This window comes from Lentzea sp. NPDC006480, from assembly GCF_040611995.1.
GTDB lineage: Bacteria > Actinomycetota > Actinomycetes > Mycobacteriales > Pseudonocardiaceae > Lentzea.
In genome coordinates this window covers 1-17,566 of the sequence record NZ_JBEXPJ010000038.1, presented here as the reverse complement: position 1 = coordinate 17,566, position 17,566 = coordinate 1, and the positions used below count along the sequence as shown (strand labels likewise).

The following is a 17,566-nucleotide window of genomic DNA, read 5'->3' as shown; positions in this document are numbered from 1 at the left end:
CCCTCTCGCTAGCGTCCCAGCCATGGACCTCACCGCCACGACAGCCGAGTTGGCCGGTGCCGCTGCCGAGGTGGCGCGGCTGCTGCCCACCCGCGTGCTCGACCCGGTCCTGGCCGGACTCCGCATCAGGGCAACCGCGGACGTGGAGATCGCGGGCAGCGACCAGGAGCACGGCGTCCGCCTGACCGTGAACGCCACCGTCCACACCGAAGGCGAGGTGCTCGTGCCCGCGAAGCCGCTGGCGGCGACCCTCCAGGCGCTGGACGACCCGCAGGTGAGGCTCAAGGTGGAAGGCCAGCGGCTGGCGATCCGCACGCCGAGCTCAAGATTCGCGATTCCGCTGCTCGACCTGAACAACCACCCCGGTATCCCACAACTGCCCGCGCGACAAGGCACCGTCGACGCCGATCACCTCAAGGCGATCGCGGCGGTGGCGGGTGCGGCGTCCAAGGACGACGCGTTGCCGATCTTCACCGGCATCCGGATCCAGTCCGACGCGCAGAAGCTGCACGTGATGGCCACTGATCGCTACCGCATGGCCTACGCCACGCTGCCGTGGGAACAAGAAGGTCAGCTGGACCTGTTGGTACCAGCGAAGCCGATCATCGAGGCGGCCCGGCAGGCCACCGGCAGGGTCACCCTGCACGCGAACGCCGACCGCATCGGCCTCACCTGGGACCACAACGAGATCTCCACCGCACTGCTGGCCGCTCCGTTCCCGGACGACCGGGCGCGCCGACTCCTGGAGGCAGTCATCGACAGCACGGTGCTCGTGGACGCGGACGCCCTCGCCCGCGCCGTCCGCAGAGCCACGCCCTACGGCGGCCCGCACCAGGCGGTGACCATCCAGGTCGAGGACTCGGAACTCCGCGTCAAGGGCAGCGACCCGCAGCACGGCGAGTCGGAGGAGTTCGTCAAAGCCACCGTCGAGGGCGACCGGCTGACCAAGACGTTCCAGGCTCGCTACCTGGCGGACGCGCTGAAGGCGTTCGCAGGCCGCCGGATCGAGTTGAAGATCCAGGACGGCCTGCGGTCCACCGTGCTCACGTCGACACCGGGCGAAGACGGCGTCGAACTCACCTATCTAGTAGTCCCAATGCGCTCAGTCGCTTGAGGCACGCGGGGCCCTTTCGTGTGCTCACACCGCACGCGGGGACCCCGCGTCCCTTCCCCGCGTGCGCGGGGATGCCGCGTGTGCAATAAAAAGGCTCAGCGGGCGGCGAGGTCCATTTCGGAGCGCGCTGGAAGCGGCTCCGAGCGCGGCACGCCGCGGCGGACGGTGCCGCGCAGCAGCCACACGGCCGAAGCGATCAGCAGACCGGCCACACCCGAGGCGACGAACGCCGGGCGCGTGCCGAAGTGCTCGATCAGCTGACCGGACAGGCCCTGGCCGATGGCGAGGCCGACGGTCACCGAGGTGATCACCCAGCCGAACGCCTCCGCGGCCATGCCGTTGGGCGTGACCTGCTCGATCGCGGCGGAGTGCGCGGTCGACTGCGGCGTGATCAGCGTGCCGACGACGAACAACGCCAAGCCGAGGCCCACCAGCGACGCGGGGATGGCCAGCAGCAGCGACAGCAGCCCGAACCCGCCCAGCAGCACCGGCAGGCGCAGGTGCATCGGGCGCGGCCACGGGCGCATGCCGTAGAGCACGCCGAAGATCACCGAGCTGATCGACCACAGCGACAGCATCAGGCCGCCCATGGAGGCGTGGCCAGAGGCCTTCGCGAACGCCGGTACGGCCACCTCGACGAAACCGATCGTCACGCCGAAGCCCAGAGCGGCCAAAGCCACGGTCCGCATGCCGGGGTAGGCGAAGGCGCCGAGCAGCGGACGCGGAGCCTGAGCAACCGGACCCCAGGCGCGCACGACGGGGTTGAACGCGAACCACAGCGCACCGAAGACCATCATCACGGCCCCGGCCACCACGCCGGTGCCCGCCCACGGCGCCGCCAGCAGCAGTCCGGCGAGACCCGGTCCGAGGATGAAGAAGACCTCCATGCTGATCGACTCGTAGGCGTAGGCCGCCATCCGCGTCGCGCCGGAAGGCACCATCCGCTCCCACAGCGCACGGGAGGCGGAGCCCACCATCGGCTCAGAGGCTCCGACCCCGAGGGCCATCGGGACCAGCACGAACACGGAGGCGCCGGCTTCGACGGCGATCACGGAAGCGGTGACGAACAAAGCGAACAGGCCCGTGACGAACATCAACGGGCGGGTCGGGCCGAAGCGGTCCATCAGCCGGCCCTGCACGACGGAGCCGAGAGCAACGCCCACCAGCGCCGCCGCCGAGACCATGCCGGCGACCGCGAACGAACCCGTCGCGCGCTCCACGTAGAGCAGCAGCGAGAGCCCGACCATCGCGATCGGGAGGCGGGCGAGCAGAGACGCGACCACGGGACCGCGCATGCCTGGGGTCGTCAGAGCAGCACGGTAGTCGGAGAGACGGGCGGAGTGGGACATGTGTACCAGTATGCCAAATCTGGTACGGAGGTACCAGGTCGGGTGCGCAGGGTCACCATGGTTGCGATTGGGTCACGGGAATGGGATGACCGGGTGAAACATGCAACGAATCAGCCACTCCCGAGGTCCTTGAGGGTGAAAGGGCTTGAGCGGTCGGGGTGGAGACGTGCGAAAGTTGACTCATCCACCGAGACCAACCTCTGGCTTGAGGGTCGGGGCCTGCGCGCCAGAGGGATGGAAGGCACGGTTCGTCGGGGGATGGGCCGTGCAACACAAAGGACCGGTGCGCCACGTCGGGGGTGGCGCCCGGTCCTTTGTGCTAAGACGATCTAGCGGGCGCGGCGCGCGAGGCGCTCCGGGTCCAGGATCAGCACGCTCTTGCCTTCCAGCCGCAGCCAGCCGCGGTGCGCGAAGTCGGCCAGAGCCTTGTTCACGGTCTCGCGGGACGCGCCGACGAACTGGGCGATCTCCTCCTGCGTCAGGTCGTGCGTGACGCGGAGCAGGCCGGCCTCCTGCGAGCCGAAGCGCTGCGCGAGCTGCAACAACGCCTTGGCGACGCGGCCGGGCACGTCCGTGAAGATCAGGTCGGCCAGCATCGAGTTCGTCCGGCGCAGCCTGCGGGCCAGCGCCCGGAGAAGCTGCTCGGCGATCTCCGGCCGGTTCGTGATCCACTGCCGGAGCGCGGGGCGGTCCATGGACACCGCGCGCACCTCGGTCACCGTCGTCGCAGTCGACGTGCGGGGGCCGGGATCGAAAATGGACAGTTCGCCGAACATGTCGGAAGGTCCGAAGATCCCCAACAGGTTCTCGCGGCCGTCCGGCGACTTGCGGCCGATCTTCACCTTGCCGGACTGGATGATGTACAGGCGATCGCCCGGCTCACCCTCCGCGAAGATCACGTGGCCACGCGGGAACTCCACCGTCTCCAGGGTCTGCGCCAGCGCCTCTGCGGCTGCCGGGTCAACCCCCTGGAAGATGCCCGCTCGCGCCAGGGTCTCGTCCACCTCGTCCCTCCTAATCGACGCGACGGCACGCCTACCACCATCTTTGGTGGAGTCAGCGCCGTGCCGCCGATCACTGCGTTGCAGTCTAAGGGCTGTGTTGTGGATCGCCGACCGGCTCGCCGTCTTACTAGGAACAACCCGACTGACTCGATCCAGAGCCCAACGAACCAGTTTACGCCATTCGGGTGGCTGCCAGCACAGGGGCCACTAGCGGACGCGCTTGCGCGCACCACCGCGGCCGCGACGACGCAGGCGGAACAGTTCCAGGGCGCGACCGATGCCGTGGCCGTAGAGCGCCTTGACCTCATCAGGCCTGGCGGACTCCAGGAACTCCTCGACCTCGTTCTCCTGCACGGCGACGTGCCGGAGCTTCGCTTCGACGCGCTCCATGAAGAGCGCGAAGAACATGATCACGATCGGGACGACGATCACAAACCAGGCAGTCATGATGCTCCGCAGTGTGGCGCATGAGGGATTCGAGTACGCGTCTAGGGGGTCGTGTCGGCGTGTTGACTACGCTGAATCAGTGCCCGCTACCAAGAAGCCGGAAACCAAAGTCGGTCTGACCCGCAGGGCCCGCCGGATGGTGCGCGTGCTTGCCGAGGGATACCCCGACGCGCACTGCGAGCTGGACTTCACCACGCCGCTCGAACTGGTCGTGGCGGTGGTGCTGTCCGCCCAGTGCACCGACAAGAAGGTCAACGAGGTCACTCCCGCGCTCTTCGCGAAGTACCCGACGGCCGCCGACTACGCCGGCGCCGACCGGGTCGAACTCGAAGAGATGATCCGCCCGACCGGTTTCTACCGGAACAAGGCAACGTCTCTGCTAGGTCTCGGTGCTGCCCTTGTGGAGCAGTACGACGGTGTGGTTCCCGGCACTCTCGAGGAGCTGGTGAAGCTCCCAGGTGTAGGACGCAAGACGGCCAACGTGGTTCTCGGCAACGCGTTCGATGTGCCCGGCATCACAGTCGACACCCACTTCGGGCGTCTCGTCCGCCGCTGGGGCTGGACTGCGGAAGAGGACGCGGTCAAGGTCGAGCACGCCATCGGCGCGATCATCGAGAAGCGCGACTGGACCATGGCCTCGCACTGGATCATCTTCCACGGCCGGCGCGTCTGCCACGCCAAAACCCCTGCTTGCGGGGCCTGTCTGCTGATGAAGGACTGCCCGTCGTACGGCCTCGGCCCCGAGGACCCGATCAAGGCGGCCAAGCTCGTGAAGGGCGACGAGAAGCCGCATCTGCTCGAGCTCGCCGACCGAGTCCGGTCCGGTGAGAAGCTGGTGGGGTGAACAACCGCACGCGCTGGCTCGTCCTCGTGCTCGTCCTGGGCGTGGCGGGTGTCGTGGCGCTCTGGCCCCGTGACAAGTCACCGGAGCCGCCGCCGACGAGCACCCGTCCGACCCAGGACGTTGCCGCGTTGCGCGCGCAGGCCCAGCTGCGGGCGTGTGTTCCGGGATCCGAAGGCGGCGTCGACGTGACGTGCCTCGGCGACGGCACCCGGACGGCCCTCGCGCTGAAGGGGCCGATGCTGATCAACTTCTGGGCGACCTGGTGCCAGCCGTGCCAGGAGGAGCTGCCCGTGCTGGAAACGTATGCGAAGCAACCAGGTGCCGTGCCGGTCGTCCCAGTTCTTGTGGAGAGCAGGGAAACCGACGGCCTGGAGCTGCTCGCGCGGCTCGGCGTGCGGTTGCCCTCGGTCTACGACGGGGCGGACGAGCTGCGCAAGCGGGTGAAGGCGCCGATGACGCTCCCCGCCACGTATTACGTAACAGCGGACGGTGCGGTCCGCCAGGTGACGGATCCACCGCGGTTCACGGCGCCCGAGCAGGTGGAGAAGGCGGTTCGATGACGGAGGCAGCAGAGCCACCCGACTGGATGCAGCGCCTGGCCAAGGCCACCGAGGACATCGACGCGAGCACGTTCATGCGGGTCCCGCGGGCGCCGTCGGAAGGTGTGCGCGAGGCGTCCGTGCTGATGCTGTTCGGCGAGGACGAGAACCACGGGCCGGACGTGTTGCTGCTGCGCCGTTCGGACACGCTGGGCTCGCATCCGGGCCAGGTCGCGTTCCCCGGCGGGGCGTCCGATCCGGACGACGGCGGCCCCGTCGGCACCGCATTACGCGAGGCTTACGAGGAGACAGGTGTACTTGCGGCAGGAGTGAGACCGCTCGCCCTGTTGCCGGAGCTGTACGTGCCGGTGTCCGGGTTCGTGGTCACACCCGTGCTCGCCTACTGGGAACAGCCGAGCCCGGTCGCACCTGTCGACCCGGCGGAGACCGCTGCCGTCGCGCGGGTGCCGATCGCGCACCTCGCCGATCCTGCGAACCGGTTCCGGGTGCGTCACCCTGCGGGTTACGTCGGAGCGGCCTTCTCCGCGCCGGGCATGCTGGTGTGGGGTTTCACCGCGGGGTTGATCAACGGCCTGATCGCACTCGGCGGCTGGGAACAGCCGTGGGATGCGACCGATGTGCGTGACCTTGAACTAGCGTTGCGCGCTACACAGTGAGGCGGAGGTTCTGGGTTGAACTGGGTTGACCTGCTCGTGCTCGGCCTTGCCGCGATCGCCGCGGTGTCCGGGGCCAGGCAAGGCATGGTCGTCGCGCTGCCCGCGTTCGTCGGTGTGCTCGTCGGCCTCATCCTCGGCACGCAGATCGCGCCGCTGCTGGTGTCCCAGTTCGAGAACGTCGTCACCAAGGTCGTGTTCGCGGTCGGCATCGTGGTGCTGCTCGTGGCGCTGGGCGAGACGATCGGCGTCTACATCGGGCGGACGATCAAGGCCAGGGTCAACGCGTCGCCGTTGCGCGGCGCGGACAACGCGCTGGGCGCCATCGTGCAGGGTCTGGTCGTCTTCATCGTGGCCTGGATGATCGCGCTCCCGCTGACCTCGGTCGTCGGCCTGCCGGACCTCACGTCGTCGCTCAAGCAGTCGGTGATCCTCGGCAAGGTCGACCAGACCATGCCGCAGGCCGCCCGCGTGCTGTCCGGCGACCTGCAGAAGCTCTTCGACGTCTCGGGTTTCCCGGCGGCGATGGACCCGTTCAACCGCACGCCGCTCAAAGAGGTCGAGCCGCCCGACAACCAGCTCGCGAACTCCCCGGTGCCGAAGCGGCTGCAGTCGTCCGTGTTGAAGATCCGCGGCCGGGCGCCGTCGTGCTCACGTGCCCTGGAGGGCACCGGCTTCGTGATCGCGCCGGAACGCGTCATGACGAACGCGCACGTCGTCGCGGGCACCAACGAGGTGACGGTCGAGGTCGGCCGCGGCCAGTTCGACGCGACGGTCGTCTCCTACGACCCGCGCACGGACATCGCGGTGCTCGCAGTGCCGGATCTGGAGGCCACGCCGCTGCAGTTCCGTTCCGACGAGGTGCAGCCCGGCGAGAGCGGCATCGTGCTCGGCTACCCGCTGGACGGCCCGTTCAAGGCCTCGCCGGCGCGCATCCGGGAGCGGATCCCGCTGCTGCGCGGCCCGGACATCTACGACGCCCAGACGGTCACCCGCGACGTCTACACGGTTCGCGCCGAGGTCCGCTCCGGCAACTCCGGTGGTCCGCTGGTGGACACGCAGGGCCGGGTGATGGGCGTGGTGTTCGGTGCGGCGGTCGACGACCCGGAGACCGGCTTCGTGCTCACAGCACAGCAGGTGCAGTCGATGGTGCAGAAGGCGCCGACGCTGACCCGCCGCGCGTCTACGCAGGGGTGTGCCTCGTAGCGATGCCGTCGAGCACGTAGCTCAGGCCGATGTCGAACACGGCCGCCGAGTCGGTGTGCTCGGCGTCGTACACGACCTTGGCGAGCGTCGGGAACTCGCCGGTCGCCAGCATCCGCTCGATGTACGGACCGGACGCCCGCTGCCACTGCTCCTCGGTCATGCCGCTGGACCGCTCGGCGCGCGCCTCGGCGACCTCGCCGCGGACCGCGCCGTGGACGAACGCCATCACCGTGCCGACCGCGCCCAGGACGTGGTCGATGGTCGGGAACTCCGGTCTGCCGGCGAGCGTGGCGAGTGACGCCTCCATGTGCCGCAGTGAGTTCGGACCCCGCCGCGGGCGGCCCCCGACCAGGTCGACGAACCACTCGTGCCGCTTCGCCGCCGCGCGGATGCCGACGGCGATCTGCGTCAACCCCTCGCGCCAGCCGGTGCCGGGTGCGGGTAGCTCGATCTCGCCGTAGACCTCGTCGACCATCAGGTCGAGCAGCTCGTCCTTGGTCTCGATGTAGCCGTAGAGACGCATGGGGCCGGCGTTCAACGCGGCGGCCACCTTGCGCAGAGACACCTCGTCGAGCCCGCCCTCGTCGGCGAGCCTGATCGCGGCGCTCACGATCAGATCCCTGCTCAACGGGGTCGGCGACGGCTTGCTGGGCGGCTCTGGGCGGTCCCACACGAGTTCGTTCGGCATCGGGCTGGACAATACAGCGTCTCACCGCGATACAGTGTATTGAGCGATACAGCGTATCGAGAGGGGAATGACCGTGAAGACTTCGGTGCTGGTTGTCGGGGGAGGCCTGGCGGGAACGTCGGCCGCGTTGTTCCTGGCGTGGCGCGGGGTGGACGTGACGCTGGTGGAGAAGCATCCGGGCAGCTCACCGCACCCGAGGGCGGTCGGCTTCAACGCTCGGGTGGGGGAGTTGCTGCGCGCGGTGGGCCTGGACGAGAAGCTGCCGCCGAGCCGGGTGGGGAAGGGCTTCGGCATCCGGCGGGTTCGGGTGTCGAGCCTGGTCGGGGAGCGGTTCGAGGAGACCTTCTGGTCGCCCCCGGCACAGCTTTCGAACATCGAGTACTCGCCCTGCAAGGGCGTGGGGGTGGCGCAGGACAGGATGGAGCCGCTCCTGCGGGACGAGGCTCGCAGGCTCGGCGCGGACATCCGGATGAGCACCCGGATGCTGGAGTTCTCCCAGGACGACGACGGCGTCACGGCCATCGTGCAGGGCGACGGTGAGCCGTACGAGATCCGGGCGGACTACCTCGTCGCGGCCGACGGTCACCGCAGTCCGATCCGTGAAGCGCTCGGGATCACCCGGACCGGACGTGGCTACATGCACACCTCGCGCAGCGTGCTGTTCCGCGCGCCGCTGGAGGAGTACCTGAAGGACGGGATCGGCCAGTTCGTCGTGGACGGTGTCGGCTTCCTGACCACCTACGGCGACGGCCGCTGGGTCCTGATGCTCGAGGACCGCGAGTACGAGGAAACCGAGCTGCGGGAGAAGATCTTCCAGGCCATCGGCCGCGACGACCTCGACGTCGAGATCATCACCACCGGCCGCTGGACGATCTCGGCCGGTGTGGCGGACAGGTTCTCCTCAGGACGGATCTTCCTGGCCGGCGACGCGGCGCACACCCTGCCGCCGAGCCGTGGCGGGTTCGGGGCGAACGTCGGCATCGAGGACGCGCACAACCTCGCCTGGAAGCTCGCCGCCGTGCTGAAAGGCGAGTCACGTCCGTCCTTGCTGGACACCTACGACGCCGAACGGCGCCCGGTCGCGTCGCTGTGCCACCAGCAGATCTTCGCGCGCAACGACGGCCACAACCGGGACCGCACGCCAGAAGACGCTCCGTTGATCGACAACAACGCGATGCACTACGGCCAGCTCTACCGCTCGGACGCGGTGCTCGGCGCAGGCCCGGAACTGCCGCCCGCGCAGCTCCCCGAGCAGTGGAACGGCCAGCCGGGCACGCGCGCCCCGCACGCGTGGATCGAGCCGGGCAAGTCCACTTTGGACCTGTTCCAGCGCGGCTGGGTGCTGGTCGCCGACCACCCGCAGTGGGAGGAGGCGGCACAACGGGCGGGCGTGACGTACGAGCGGATCGAGCAGCTGGACGTGTTCGGGCTGTCAGAGAAGGGCGCCTCGCTCGTGCGGCCCGACGGCTACATCGCCTGGCGTTCGGTCGACCTGCCGGACGACCCGACTGACGCGCTCGCCAAGGCGTTCAGGAAGTCTTCTGCAGGAACTCGGTGATCAGTCTGCTCGTGGTGTGCGGCGCTTCCTGGTTCGGGAAGTGCCCCACCTCGGGCAGGCACCGGAACTCCGAACCCGGGCCGAGCCACGGGCGCGACTCACGGGCGGAGGACTCCAGCGTGATCGGGTCGAGTGCGCCGTGGATCTGCAGCACCGGCACCTGCATCGGCTTGTCGACCGCCTCGATGAACCGGCGGCCGTCGCTGCGGATCTGCGAGCGCACCGCCCAGCGGAAGTACTCCATCGCGCTGTGGGCGACGCCGGGAATCGTCATCGCCTGCCGGCAGCGGCGGATGACCTCGTCGAACTCGGGCGCTGACCGCCACTTCGGCCCGGACCACGCCGACAGCAGCCGGGCGACCTGCAGGCCGTTCTCGCCGGTCAGCCAGCGTTCCGGGTAGATCGGCAGCTGGAAGCGCAGCACGTGCGAGTTGATCCGGGGATGTCTGCGGAACGCCCGGCGCATCGCCAGCGGATGCGGAGCGGCCAGCACCGAGATCGACGAGACCAGGCGCGGGTGGATCGCCCCGACCGTCCAGGCCGTGGCGCCGCCCCACGCGTGACCCACCAGGTGGGCGCGCTGGGCGCCGAGCGCCTTGATCAGGCCCGCGATGTCACCGGCGAGCGTGAAGCCGTCGTAGCCGCGCGGAGGTTTGTCCGAGTCGCCGTACCCGCGCAGGTCGACGGCCACCGCGCGGTAGCCGGCCTCGGCGAGTGTCGTCAGCTGGTGCCGCCACGACCACCAGAACTCGGGGAACCCGTGCAGGAGCAGCACGAGAGGTCCCTCGCCGAGTTCGGCGACGTGCAGGCGGATGCCGTTGGCCGAGACGTCGCGGTGCGTCCACGGACCCGCGACCCGCACCACGGACGGGTCGGGTTTGCGGCTCAGTTGTCGTCGCCCCGGCTCGTCAGCGCGGCGATCGTTTCCTTCGCCTCCGCGATCGACTTCTCCGGCGCCCTGATCTTCTTCAGCTTGCGCACGCCGAGCAGGACCAGCAGCACGGTGGCCACGAGCATCACGACGAACACGAGCCCGAAGCCCGCCCACAGCGGCCAGCCCCACCACTCGGAGAAGCCGAAGCCGAGCGCCATGAACAGGAAGAACAGGCTGAAGCAGAGCACCGTGAGCGCGGCGATCAGGTACGCGCTGCCGAAGGCGCCCTTCTTGAGCTCCTTGACCAGCTCACCCTTGGCGAGCTCGACCTCTGCTCTGACCAACGTCGACATGTGCGCGGTCGCGTCACGGACGAGGCCGCCGATCGAGGCCTCGGCCGCCGGGTCGTCTGCGGTCAGCGGAATCGACGCGATGTGCTCCCTGGTGGTCACCCGGACATGGTGCCATGAGCCCGGCTGCGGCGAATGAGCAACACCGCGGCGAGCAGTGACGCGATCATCGACGCGAGCAGCACGGCGGCCTTCGCGGTCTCCGCCTGGCCGAGGGACAGCTCGGCGATCAACAGGCTGACCGTGAACCCGACCCCGCCCAGCGTGGCCACCGCGACGATGTCCCGCGGCCCCGCGCCGGCCGGCCAGACCGCCGCCTTGAACCACACCGCCAGTGCCGACGCCCCCACGATCCCGATGACCTTGCCGACGACCAGCCCCACCATCACGCCGATCGCGATCTTGTCGGAGAACAGCTTCCCGAACGCCTCCGCGCCCACCGGAATCCCGGCCGCGAACAGCGCGAACACCGGCACCGCCACACCGGATGACCACGGCTGCAGCCGGTGTTCGAGCCGGACCGCCGGCGCCTCCTGCTCGTAGGGGTCGCGCTTCACCCGCGTCAGCAACGCCAGTGCCACCCCGGCGATCGTCGCGTGGATGCCCGACTCGTGCATGAACCACCAGGTGGCGAGCGCGATCGGCACGTACAGCAACGGCGAGGTGATCCTCTTGTGCTGCAGGAAGGCGTACAGGGCCAGCAGCAGCACGACCGCTCCGGCCGCGAGCAGGTTGAACTTCGCCGTGAACAGGATCGCGATCACCACGATCGCGCCCAGGTCGTCCACCACGGCCAGCGACAACAGGAACACCCGCAGACTCGACGGCAACCCGGACGCGGTGATCGCCAGCACGCCGAGCGCGAACGCGATGTCCGTCGCCACCGGAATCGCCCACGCCTTCTCGATCCCCGGCTGCCCCCACCCGATCGACAACGCGATCAGCGCGGGCACGATCATCCCGCCGATCGCAGCCACCACCGGCAAGGTTGCGGCCTTGACGTTCGACAACTCCCCGACGACGAGCTCGCGTTTCAGCTCAAGCCCGGCCACGAAGAAGAAGACCGCCAGCAACCCGTCCTTCGCCCAGTCCCCAATGGACAGTGGTCCGACGGGCAGGTCCCGCAGCCCGAAGTAGGCGGGGGACAGCGGTGAATTGGCCCAGATCAGCGCTATGGCCGTGGCTCCGAGCAGCACCATGCCACCGACGGTTTCCGTGCGGAGGTAGCGGGCGAACTCGGCGACTACGGCCTTCTTGCGCGACATGGGGCTCCCAGGTGGTCAGCAGGTACGGCAAATCCTCGTGCCGACCAGACTTCCCGGCTCACCCTGACGCAACCTTAACGCGAACGGGCGCCCTCCACGGAGGACGCCCGTCACGTTTCGCGCGAGATCAGTCTTCGGACTTGCCCGACTGCAGACCCGCCGAGATCAGGTCCATGACCGACGAGTCGGCCAGCGTCGTCACGTCACCGACGGCCCGGTTCTCGGCCACGTCGCGCAGCAGGCGGCGCATGATCTTGCCCGAGCGGGTCTTCGGCAGCTCCGGCACGACCATGATCTGCCGCGGCTTCGCGATCGGGCCGATCTCCTTGGCCACGTGGTCGCGCAGCGCCTTGATCGCGTCCGCGCCGCCGGCGTCCGCACCCGCGCCACCGCGCAGGATCACGAACGCCACGATGCCCTGGCCGGTGGTCGCGTCGGACGCGCCCACGACGGCCGCCTCGGCCACGGTCGGGTGCGAGACCAGCGCGGACTCGACCTCGGTGGTGGAGATGCGGTGACCGGACACGTTCATCACGTCGTCGACGCGGCCGAGCAGCCAGATGTCGCCGTCGTCGTCGTACTTGGCGCCGTCGCCCGCGAAGTAGAAGCCCTGCTCGCCGAAGCGCGACCAGTACGTGTCGCGGTAGCGCTCCTCGTCGCCCCAGATACCGCGCAGCATCGACGGCCACGGCTCGTCCAGCACCAGGTAACCGCCACCGCCGGCCGGAACCTCGACGCCCTCGTCGTTGACGACCTTCGCACCGATGCCGGGCAGCGGGCGCTGTGCCGAACCGGGCTTGGTCGAGATGACACCGGGCAGCGGCGAGATCATGATCGCGCCGGTCTCGGTCTGCCACCACGTGTCGACGATGGGAGCCTTGCCGCCGCCCACGTTCTCGCGGTACCAGATCCACGCCTCGGGGTTGATCGGCTCGCCGACCGAACCCAGCACGCGCAACGAGCTGAGGTCGTACTTCGCCGGGATGTCCGCGCCCCACTTCATGAAGGTGCGGATCAGCGTCGGCGCCGTGTAGTAGATCGAGACGCCGTACTTCTGCACGATCTCCCAGTGGCGGCCCTCGTGCGGGGTGTTCGGCGTGCCTTCGTAGACGACCTGCGTCACGCGGTTCGACAGCGGGCCGTAGACGATGTAGCTGTGGCCGGTGACCCAGCCGATGTCCGCGGTGCACCAGTACACGTCGGTGTCCGGCTTGAGGTCGAACACGTAGTGCTGCGTGTACGACGCCTGCGTGAGGTAGCCGCCGGACGTGTGCAGGATGCCCTTCGGCTTACCCGTGGTGCCCGAGGTGTAGAGGATGAAGAGCGGGTGCTCCGAGTCGAACGCCTCGGGGGTGTGCTGGTCGGACTGCGCGTCCACCAGCTCGTGCCACCACACGTCCTTGTCGGTCCACGCGACCTCGGAACCGGTGCGCCGCACGACGAGCACGTTCTCCACGGACGGCGCGGCGGCGACGGCCTCGTCGACGGCCGGCTTGAGCGGGAACGGGTTGCCGCGGCGGAACTGGCCGTCGGTGGTGATCACGAGCTTGCACTCGGAGTCCTCGATGCGGGTGCGCAGCGCCTCGGCGGAGAAGCCGCCGAACACGACGCTGTGCATCGCGCCGAGACGGGCGCAGGCGAGCATCGAGAAGATCGCCTCGGGGACCATCGGCATGTAGATCGCGACGCGGTCCTCTGCGCCGATGCCCAGCGACTTCAGCGCGTTCGCGGCCTTCGAGACCTCGCGCTGCAGCTCGGCGTAGGTGATGGCGCGGGAGTCACCGGGCTCGCCCTCCCAGTGGATCGCGACCTGGTCGCCGTGGCCGGACTCGACGTGCCGGTCGACGCAGTTGTAGGCGACGTTGAGCTTGCCGCCGACGAACCACTTCGCGAACGGCGCGTCCGACCAGTCGAGCACCTGCGTCCACTTGGTGTCCCAGTGCAGCCGTTCCGCCTGCTTCGCCCAGAACGCCTCGCGGTCGGCCTTCGCCTCCTCGTACAGCGCGGGCTGTGCGTTCGCCTGCGCCGCGAACTCGTCGGAAGGCGGGAACGTCCTGCTCTCCGTGAGCAGGTTGTCCAGGGCTTGGCCCTGGCCTGGCGACTGGGTCATGGTGCGAGACCTCCTGGAAAATCCAGACCGGTTGGGGATGCGGGTACTGACCGTAGTGCGAGCCAGTTCACTTCCAACAGGCTCCTCCCCCGAAAGGTTCAGACCAATCTTGGGAGGTTGGTTACACGACCGTCATTGTGTAACCCGTTTTGTCTGGTTGAAGCACGTGTAGCGCGTTGAACGGGCGCGGTTGCGCGCTCAGCGGTCTGGTCAGTGAGCTGGATCACGCGTTTCACCTGGTCAGGTACTCTGCGCGACCGTGACCGATCCGCTTGCTCCACTGCTTTCCTTGCCTGGTGTGGCCGATGCCGCCAACGCGGCCAAGGACGCCGTCTTCCAGGTGCACCGCCATCGGGTGAATCTGCGCGGCTGGGCCACGACGGCAGCCGAAGCGTCCGTCCGCGCGGCCCGTGCGTCGGCGGCGCTGGAGGGTGGGCCGACCGAGATTCCGGAGTCCGGTGAGGTCTCGGATCCCGTGCTGGCGGGGTCTTTGCGCATCGCCGAGGCGCTGGGCGGACTCGTCGGCACGTGGCAGCGCGCGCCGTTGCAGGCCCTCGCGCGGTTGCACGTCCTGGCCGCGGCGGACATGTCCGCCGACGTCGGTCGTCCGCGGGTGTCCGCGGATGTCTCGGCGCGGCTCGACCTGCTCGCGTCACTCGTCACCGGTGGAACGTCGGTGCCGGCGCCCGTCCTCGTGGCGGTGGTGCACGGCGAACTGCTCGGGCTCGCGCCCTTCGACGTCGCCAACGGGGTGATCGCCCGTGCCGCGGCTCGGATGACGTCGATCTCCAGCGGCCTCGACCCCAAGGGCCTGGGCGTGCCGGAAGTGGCTTGTCTGAGGAGGTCCGCCGAGTACGAGGCCGCCTCGGTGGCGTTCGCGTCCGGCTCGCTCGAAGGCCTGGGGCAGTGGATCCTGTTCGTCTGCTCGGCATTGGAAGCGGGCGCCCGCGAGGCCAAGAGCATCGCGGACGCCGCACTCACCGGGTGACTTCAGCCAGAACTTCGGCGGCCCTGATCGCGTCCTCGTCGGTCACGTAGAGCGGCGCGAACCCGAAGCGGAGGATGTCCGGCGGCCGGTGGTCGCCGATCACTCCGCGCGCGATCAGCTCGTCCATGACCTCGTTCGCGTCCGGGCAGCGCACCGAGATCTGGTTGCCGCGGCCCTCGGGAGTGATCACTTCCAGACCGGTCAGCTTCTCGACGTGCTCGCGGAACAACGCGGTCAGCTTGAGGCCGCGCTCCCGGAGTTCGGCTAGGTCGACGTCGTCCCACACGTCCAGCGCCGCGTCGAGTGCCAGCATCGACAGGATGTCCGGCGTGCCGACCCGCGCCCGCACGATGCCGGGATCGGGTTCGTAGCTCGCTTCCATCGCGAACGGCGCGCGGTGGCCGTTCCAGCCTGAGAGCGGGTTCTCGAACGCGGCCTGCTTGTGTTTTGGCACGTAGATGAACGCGGGTGAGCCCGGTCCGCCGTTGAGGAACTTGTAGGTGCAGCCGATCGCGTAGTCGACGTTCAGCGCGTCCAGTTCGATCGGCAGCACGCCCGCGCTGTGGCAGAGGTCCCAGACCACTTGCGCGCCAACAGCATGCGCCTGCTCCGTCAGTGCCTTCATGTCGTTCAGCGCGCCGGTGCGGTAGTCGACGTGGTTGAGCAGCACCACGGCGGTGTCCTCGGTGAGGTCCAAAGAGGACGGATGTGCGGCCCGGATCTTCAGCCCTCTCAACGAGGCCGCGGACTGCGCGATGTAACCGTCGGTCGGGAACGTCGACTCGTCGCACACGATCTCCGTGCGGCTGGTGCCTTTCACGGCCCCCATCAACGCCTTGAAGACGTTGACCGACGTGGAGTCGCCGACGACGACCTGGCCTTCGGCCGCTCCGACGAGCCGGCCGATCCGGTCGCCGATCCGTTGCGGTGCCTCCCACCAGCCCTCGGACCACGACCTGATCAGCCGGGTGCCCCACTGGTGCCTGACGACTTCCTGCATGCGTTCGGCCACGTGCTTCGGCGGTGCGCCGAGCGAGTTGCCGTCGAGGTAGATGACACCTTCCGGAAGATCGAACAGCTCCCGCTTCACACGTAGCTCCTCGCGGTCCACAGCTCCGGGAACACCGCTCGTTGGGTGCGCTTCTCCAACCAGGCAACACCAGCCGAGCCGCCTGTGCCGACCTTCGCGCCCATCGAACGGCGGGTCGCGAGCAGGTGGTCGTAGCGCCAGCGCGCGAACTCCTCGGCGATGTCGGTCAGCGCCTCACCCAGTTCGAGCAGGTCGCGGTCGTCGCCGCGGTAGATCTCCGCCCACACCTGCTCGACCTCGGCCGACGGTTCGTAGGCCTTGGTCAGGTCGCGGTCGAGCACCTCGGCCGGAATGTCGAATCCGTGGCGCTTCAACGCCGCGAGCACGTCGTCGTACAGCGAGGGCTTGCCCAGCGACTCCTCCAGCTGTGCGTGCATCGCCGGCACAGCCCGGTGCGGCACGAGCATCGACGCGGACTTCTCTCCGAGCAGGAACTCCATCTCGCGGTACATGCCCGACTGGAAGCCGGAACCCTCGCCCAGCGCGTCGCGGAACGAGTTGAACTCGGTGGGCGTCATGCGCGCGATCGGCCGCCACGCCGCCGACAAGGCCTGCAGGTGCAGATCGGACCTGCGCAGTGTTCGCACGGCGGCTTTCAGGTCGTCGGCGCGGAGCTCGGTCTGGGCCTGCCGCCACTCGAAGCAGAGCAGGCCGAAGTACAGCTCCATGACCTGCGTGATGACCAGGAACGACATCTCGCGGGGATCTTTGGACCACTGCTGTTGAAGGGTGTGCAACACCGACGCGTGCACGTAGTCCTCGTACGGCGTGGTGCCGCCGAAATCCAGCTTGGGGGACACGGGGCAGCTCATGCCTTCAATCGTCCTGCCTGGGCCTCGTCGCCTGAATGGACGATGAAAGGCGTTCGGCTCGAACTTCTTTCAAACGCAAATCAGAACGCGGAGTAGCTTTGCGTTCATGCTGGACGACGTCGACAAGGCCCTGTTGGAGGCGCTCCAAGAGGACGCGCGCCTGTCGTACAACGAGCTCGCCCGCCGAGTGCACGTCTCACCGCCGACGGTCGCCCAACGGGTCCGCAGGCTGGAGAACATGGGTGCGATCACTGGTTATCGCGCCGTGGTCGACCCCACCGTCGTCGGACGTCCGGTCGTCGCGTTGGTGCGCATGAAGTGCTACGGCCCGCGGTGCATCACGGTCCACCCCGAACTGCTCGACGATCTTCCCGAGGTCGTCGAGGTGGTGCGGCTGACCGGGGACATCTGCTCGGTGGTGAAGGTCGTCACCACGTCGATCCTGGAGCTGGAACGGCTGCTCGTCCGGCTCGCCAGCCACGGGGAGACGTCGAGCGCGATGGTGCTCTCCACCCCCATCCCCTGGCGCCCAGTCCTCCCGGGCTAGCCCCACCCGTTCGGCCCAACGTTGAAAGTCACGCGGGGGCCCCGCGTTCCCTTCTGGAGGACGCGGGGCCCCCGCGTGAACCTCACAAACACGAAAGGGTTACCCCG

18 protein-coding genes are annotated in these 17,566 nt (G+C 68.7%); 8 read left to right on the top strand and 10 right to left on the bottom strand.

All coding sequences use genetic code 11. The features are described 5' to 3' along the window. The first annotated feature begins 22 nt into the window (after positions 1 to 22). Positions 23 to 1,114 carry a DNA polymerase III subunit beta gene (dnaN, locus tag ABZX92_RS17465; protein WP_355559884.1) on the top strand — a complete coding sequence of 364 codons (1,092 nt, stop codon included), beginning with the start codon at positions 23 to 25 and terminating at the stop codon, positions 1,112 to 1,114. Between the two features lie 95 nt (positions 1,115 to 1,209). Here dnaN and ABZX92_RS17460 read toward each other — a convergent pair whose 3' ends face one another. The 3 genes from ABZX92_RS17460 to ABZX92_RS17450 form a co-directional block, all read right to left on the bottom strand. After that, entirely contained in the window at positions 1,210 to 2,463 is a 1,254-nt protein-coding gene (locus ABZX92_RS17460) for an MFS transporter (RefSeq protein ID WP_355559882.1), read from the bottom strand. Positions 2,464 to 2,792: 329 nt separating this feature from the next. Beyond that, positions 2,793 to 3,467, bottom strand: coding sequence for a Crp/Fnr family transcriptional regulator (locus tag ABZX92_RS17455; protein WP_030469453.1), 675 nt, complete (start codon positions 3,465 to 3,467; stop codon positions 2,793 to 2,795). A gap of 207 nt (positions 3,468 to 3,674) precedes the next feature. Continuing rightward, entirely contained in the window at positions 3,675 to 3,914 is a 240-nt protein-coding gene (locus ABZX92_RS17450) for a hypothetical protein (RefSeq protein ID WP_355559879.1), read from the bottom strand. 136 nt (positions 3,915 to 4,050) lie between these two features. Here ABZX92_RS17450 and nth point away from each other — a divergent pair, with 136 nt between their 5' ends. From nth to ABZX92_RS17430, 4 genes are read left to right on the top strand one after another with little or no spacing between them, the layout of a single operon-like run. Beyond that, positions 4,051 to 4,758: an endonuclease III gene (nth, locus tag ABZX92_RS17445; protein ID WP_355560011.1), complete on the top strand. Its 708-nt coding sequence runs from the start codon at positions 4,051 to 4,053 to the stop codon at positions 4,756 to 4,758. After that, a complete protein-coding gene (locus tag ABZX92_RS17440) occupies positions 4,755 to 5,318 on the top strand; it encodes a TlpA disulfide reductase family protein (RefSeq protein ID WP_355559876.1) in 564 nt (187 codons plus the stop codon). The genes nth and ABZX92_RS17440 overlap by 4 nt, the downstream gene beginning before the upstream one ends. Then, positions 5,315 to 5,974: a CoA pyrophosphatase gene (locus tag ABZX92_RS17435; protein ID WP_355559873.1), complete on the top strand. Its 660-nt coding sequence runs from the start codon at positions 5,315 to 5,317 to the stop codon at positions 5,972 to 5,974. The genes ABZX92_RS17440 and ABZX92_RS17435 overlap by 4 nt, the downstream gene beginning before the upstream one ends. Before the next feature lie 15 nt (positions 5,975 to 5,989). Next, a complete protein-coding gene (locus tag ABZX92_RS17430; RefSeq protein ID WP_355559870.1) occupies positions 5,990 to 7,177 on the top strand; it encodes a MarP family serine protease in 1,188 nt (395 codons plus the stop codon). On the opposite strand, the gene ABZX92_RS17425 is transcribed toward ABZX92_RS17430, so the two are convergent. Beyond that, positions 7,155 to 7,865, bottom strand: a complete 711-nt coding sequence (locus ABZX92_RS17425) for a TetR/AcrR family transcriptional regulator (RefSeq protein ID WP_355559867.1) — start codon at positions 7,863 to 7,865, stop codon at positions 7,155 to 7,157. The genes ABZX92_RS17430 and ABZX92_RS17425 overlap by 23 nt on opposite strands. 67 nt (positions 7,866 to 7,932) lie before the next feature. Here ABZX92_RS17425 and ABZX92_RS17420 point away from each other — a divergent pair, with 67 nt between their 5' ends. Beyond that, positions 7,933 to 9,423: an FAD-dependent oxidoreductase gene (locus ABZX92_RS17420; protein ID WP_355559864.1), complete on the top strand. Its 1,491-nt coding sequence runs from the start codon at positions 7,933 to 7,935 to the stop codon at positions 9,421 to 9,423. Here the strand turns inward: ABZX92_RS17420 and ABZX92_RS17415 are convergent. The 4 genes from ABZX92_RS17415 to acs all read right to left on the bottom strand — a co-directional run bounded on the left by ABZX92_RS17415 (position 9,395) and on the right by acs (position 14,022). Continuing rightward, complete coding sequence (locus ABZX92_RS17415) at positions 9,395 to 10,312, bottom strand: alpha/beta hydrolase (protein ID WP_355560009.1); 918 nt, start codon at positions 10,310 to 10,312, stop codon at positions 9,395 to 9,397. The two genes, ABZX92_RS17420 and ABZX92_RS17415, sit on opposite strands and share 29 nt — an antisense overlap. Beyond that, positions 10,309 to 10,749, bottom strand: a complete 441-nt coding sequence (locus ABZX92_RS17410) for a phage holin family protein (protein WP_355559861.1) — start codon at positions 10,747 to 10,749, stop codon at positions 10,309 to 10,311. Before ABZX92_RS17410 ends, ABZX92_RS17415 begins: the two co-directional genes overlap by 4 nt. After that, a complete protein-coding gene (gene nhaA, locus ABZX92_RS17405; protein ID WP_355559860.1) occupies positions 10,746 to 11,912 on the bottom strand; it encodes a Na+/H+ antiporter NhaA in 1,167 nt (388 codons plus the stop codon). The genes ABZX92_RS17410 and nhaA overlap by 4 nt, the downstream gene beginning before the upstream one ends. Positions 11,913 to 12,039: 127 nt before the next feature. Next, positions 12,040 to 14,022 carry an acetate--CoA ligase gene (gene acs, locus ABZX92_RS17400; protein ID WP_355559857.1) on the bottom strand — a complete coding sequence of 661 codons (1,983 nt, stop codon included), beginning with the start codon at positions 14,020 to 14,022 and terminating at the stop codon, positions 12,040 to 12,042. 259 nt (positions 14,023 to 14,281) lie between these two features. Here acs and ABZX92_RS17395 point away from each other — a divergent pair, with 259 nt between their 5' ends. Continuing rightward, positions 14,282 to 15,010: an oxidoreductase gene (locus ABZX92_RS17395; RefSeq protein ID WP_355559854.1), complete on the top strand. Its 729-nt coding sequence runs from the start codon at positions 14,282 to 14,284 to the stop codon at positions 15,008 to 15,010. On the opposite strand, the gene kynU is transcribed toward ABZX92_RS17395, so the two are convergent. Together kynU and ABZX92_RS17385 are read right to left on the bottom strand one after the other, a co-directional pair. After that, positions 15,000 to 16,100 carry a kynureninase gene (kynU, locus tag ABZX92_RS17390; RefSeq protein ID WP_355559851.1) on the bottom strand — a complete coding sequence of 367 codons (1,101 nt, stop codon included), beginning with the start codon at positions 16,098 to 16,100 and terminating at the stop codon, positions 15,000 to 15,002. The two genes, ABZX92_RS17395 and kynU, sit on opposite strands and share 11 nt — an antisense overlap. Then, entirely contained in the window at positions 16,097 to 16,912 is an 816-nt protein-coding gene (locus ABZX92_RS17385; RefSeq protein ID WP_355559848.1) for a tryptophan 2,3-dioxygenase family protein, read from the bottom strand. Before ABZX92_RS17385 ends, kynU begins: the two co-directional genes overlap by 4 nt. Positions 16,913 to 17,018: 106 nt before the next feature. On the opposite strand from ABZX92_RS17385, the gene ABZX92_RS17380 reads away from it, so the two are divergent. Continuing rightward, on the top strand, positions 17,019 to 17,459 hold the full coding sequence (locus ABZX92_RS17380) for an Lrp/AsnC family transcriptional regulator (protein WP_355559845.1): 441 nt from the start codon (positions 17,019 to 17,021) through the stop codon (positions 17,457 to 17,459). The last annotated feature ends 107 nt before the right edge of the window (positions 17,460 to 17,566 follow it).

Coding starts and splice junctions, on each gene's coding strand:
- ABZX92_RS17450 (WP_355559879.1), bottom strand. CDS start 3,914: ATGACTGCCTGGTTTGTGATCGTCGTCCCGATCGTGATCATGTTCTTC.
- nth (WP_355560011.1), top strand. CDS start 4,051: ATGGTGCGCGTGCTTGCCGAGGGATACCCCGACGCGCACTGCGAGCTG.
- acs (WP_355559857.1), bottom strand. CDS start 14,022: ATGACCCAGTCGCCAGGCCAGGGCCAAGCCCTGGACAACCTGCTCACG.
- ABZX92_RS17435 (WP_355559873.1), top strand. CDS start 5,315: ATGACGGAGGCAGCAGAGCCACCCGACTGGATGCAGCGCCTGGCCAAG.
- dnaN (WP_355559884.1), top strand. CDS start 23: ATGGACCTCACCGCCACGACAGCCGAGTTGGCCGGTGCCGCTGCCGAG.
- ABZX92_RS17385 (WP_355559848.1), bottom strand. CDS start 16,912: ATGAGCTGCCCCGTGTCCCCCAAGCTGGATTTCGGCGGCACCACGCCG.
- ABZX92_RS17420 (WP_355559864.1), top strand. CDS start 7,933: ATGACCGTGAAGACTTCGGTGCTGGTTGTCGGGGGAGGCCTGGCGGGA.
- ABZX92_RS17380 (WP_355559845.1), top strand. CDS start 17,019: ATGCTGGACGACGTCGACAAGGCCCTGTTGGAGGCGCTCCAAGAGGAC.
- ABZX92_RS17460 (WP_355559882.1), bottom strand. CDS start 2,463: ATGTCCCACTCCGCCCGTCTCTCCGACTACCGTGCTGCTCTGACGACC.
- ABZX92_RS17425 (WP_355559867.1), bottom strand. CDS start 7,865: ATGCCGAACGAACTCGTGTGGGACCGCCCAGAGCCGCCCAGCAAGCCG.
- nhaA (WP_355559860.1), bottom strand. CDS start 11,912: ATGTCGCGCAAGAAGGCCGTAGTCGCCGAGTTCGCCCGCTACCTCCGC.